This is a genomic window from Streptococcus mitis, assembly GCF_001579035.1.
Lineage (GTDB): Bacteria > Bacillota > Bacilli > Lactobacillales > Streptococcaceae > Streptococcus > Streptococcus mitis_J.
In genome coordinates this window covers 224,398-226,927 of the sequence record NZ_KQ970286.1, presented here as the reverse complement: position 1 = coordinate 226,927, position 2,530 = coordinate 224,398, and the positions used below count along the sequence as shown (strand labels likewise).

Genomic DNA, 2,530 nt, shown 5'->3' with positions numbered 1-2,530 from the left:
AATTAACACCAATACAATGTTTAAACTCTGTTTTTGTTTCATCAAAGTAATATGTTTTCACACATTGTCCAATACCCAAAATTTTGTTAAATCCTGAGGTAGCTATTATATAATCATTTATTTTTATGTCATGTGCAAACTTCCAAATAAATAAATTTCTCTGCTTTCCTTGCTTCAATTCTTCAGGATTATTGTAATCTAAAATATTAGATAAATTAGAATCAAAATCTATACAAGCTATATTTTCTTCTTTAAATAAAGACCAAACTTTTCCACCTCCTCCTGCAACTATCATCCAATAATTTAATTTTTCTTCCATTTTGTAGCTCCATTTTCATATTATAGGCTAGTTAGTATTTAATATTTCAAAGCCCTATTTCACATATAGAATATCACATCTATAGAAAAAAGAAAAGAATTTCTAAAGAAAAAGCCTAGGGTAGAGTGGGTATTCCCTCTTAACACTAGACTTCTTTTTTATCCTAATAATACTCGCCCTGACGGTAGTCCCATGAGTTAAAGGTATCTGACAGGTGCATCATAATCTTATCAATGTCAAGCCCTTTACGGATTACAACTGGAGCTGGTGAAGTTGATCGTGCTCCCCCTTGTTCTGGGATGAGTTTGCCATCTTTATCGACCATAGACACCATCACACCTTGCTCGTAGCGAGTTTCAATCGTTTTGTCAGGTTGGATGGATGCCACATAGTCGTCTGCTTCGATGACAAGGTCTACAGCTCCTTCGATACGTTCTCCGATACCTTCTACCTTACCACGGTTTCCTTTTCCAGATGGGTTTGCAGATGAGGCGTAGACCATTTTACCTTCTTCCCAAAGTTTGGCAGCCAATTGTTCACCAGCTTTCCCAAATTTGATAACAAAACAGCTCGTTCCACGCACGTCAGTCATCAGTTCTTCACGGCCATCACCGTATGCTTTGAGTTTTTCAAAGGCTTCTGGTTTCCAAGGAAGGATACAACCAAGAAGAATATCTTGATCCCAATGTTTTTGGTAGAAGGCTTCAATTTCTGGGTTGAGTTGTGCTAAAGCACGAAGCTCATCCATGCTACCGCAGAGAACAACACCTGGTTTGTTACGGTTACGCTCTTTAGCTGCGAACTTGCGCTCAAGTCCTGCCTTGTCGCTAGTCATAATAATGTAGCCAACTTTTGTAGGACAAACGATACATCCGCCCTCACCTTTTAAAATGTCATAGCCTTCTTGTGAAAGTGTTCCGTTCCATTGAATGTGTTTTGTCATAGTTCTATTTCCTTTTCTATTTTTCTTCTAATTCTGCCAGTAGGCTGGTCGTTGTTTTTCATAAGCAGCAATCAAGTCTTCATACTGCAAAGTAATACCGATATCATCCAAACCATTTAAGAGTTTGTGTTTCCATTCGCTATCAATTTCAAAAGTGAATTCTCCAACTGGTGAGATGATTTTTTGTCGTTCCAAGTCCACAGTTACCTGGTCACTTGGTTGTAGCTGGGCTAGTTTCTCTCTAACCTCTCTGGGCTGAACAATAGGTAACATGCCATTATTGAGTTCATTATTGTAATGAATATCCCCAAAAGACCCTGCAATCACAACCTTAAAACCATAGTCTGCTAAGGCCCAAGCTGCGTGTTCCCTCGAAGACCCTGCCCCAAAGTTATCCCCTGAGATGAGAATACTAGCTTTCCGATATTCAGGTCGGTTAAAGACAAAGTCTGGGTCCTCAGTATACTTGTCATCCAGATAACGCCAAGCATACATGAGGTACTTACCAAAGCCTTTTTTATCAATTAACTTGAGAAACTGCTTGGGTAGGATTTGGTCAGTGTCGATGTTATCATTCATGAGAGGAACGGTCGTTCCCGTATAAACTGTAAATTTCTCCATATCCTCTCCTTACTGGGCTTCTGGCATTTGTCGAACATCTACAAAGCGCCCTGCAATAGCTGCCGCAGCTGCCATAGCTGGACTACAGAGATGAGTCTTAGCGCCAAAGCCTTGTCTGTCTTCAAAATTTCGATTGCTGGTTGAGGCGCAGTGAACACCATCAGGAACCTTGTCCGGATTCATCCCCAGACACATGGAGCAACCCGGGTCTCTCCACTCAAAGCCAGCATCTAGAAATACCTTATCCAAGCCCAACTTCTCAGCAGCTCGTTTCACAGGACGAGAACCTGGGACTACGATAGCCGTTAAGTTAGGAGCAATTTTCTTCCCTTTGACAAATCGCGCAGCCAGTTGCAAGTCGCTGAGACGAGCATTGGTACAAGAACCGATAAAGATATAGCCTAGTTCAATATCTGCTGGCTTTTGACCAGGCTCCAAATCCATGTAATTGTAGGCACGCTCATCATTCATGTCCTTAATTTCTGGGAAACTACTGTCAAAGTCAACACCCATAGCAGGATTGGTCCCCCAGGTCACCATGGGAGCTAGGTCTGAGACATCCATCCGGATAACCTTATCGTAAACGGCATCCTCATCACTGACAATTGTTTTCCCATCAGCCACAGCCTCATCAAAATCTTCTGGAA

General features: G+C 41.4%; 3 protein-coding genes and 1 pseudogene. All 4 read right to left on the bottom strand.

The features are described from left to right. Positions 1-319, bottom strand: a pseudogene (locus SMIDD26_RS03420) (endonuclease); the annotation flags it as partial. A 163-nt stretch (positions 320-482) separates the two neighbouring features. Further along, positions 483-1,262, bottom strand: a complete 780-nt coding sequence (locus SMIDD26_RS03415; protein WP_061438937.1) for an L-threonylcarbamoyladenylate synthase — start codon at positions 1,260-1,262, stop codon at positions 483-485. 27 nt (positions 1,263-1,289) lie between these two features. Then, on the bottom strand, positions 1,290-1,883 hold the full coding sequence (leuD, locus tag SMIDD26_RS03410) for a 3-isopropylmalate dehydratase small subunit (protein ID WP_061438936.1): 594 nt from the start codon (positions 1,881-1,883) through the stop codon (positions 1,290-1,292). A 9-nt stretch (positions 1,884-1,892) separates the two neighbouring features. After that, positions 1,893-2,530 (bottom strand): aconitase family protein (locus SMIDD26_RS11430; protein ID WP_246746876.1); only part of this gene is annotated, 638 nt, incomplete at its 5' end.

Coding starts and splice junctions, on each gene's coding strand:
- SMIDD26_RS03415 (WP_061438937.1), bottom strand. CDS start 1,262: ATGACAAAACACATTCAATGGAACGGAACACTTTCACAAGAAGGCTAT.
- leuD (WP_061438936.1), bottom strand. CDS start 1,883: ATGGAGAAATTTACAGTTTATACGGGAACGACCGTTCCTCTCATGAAT.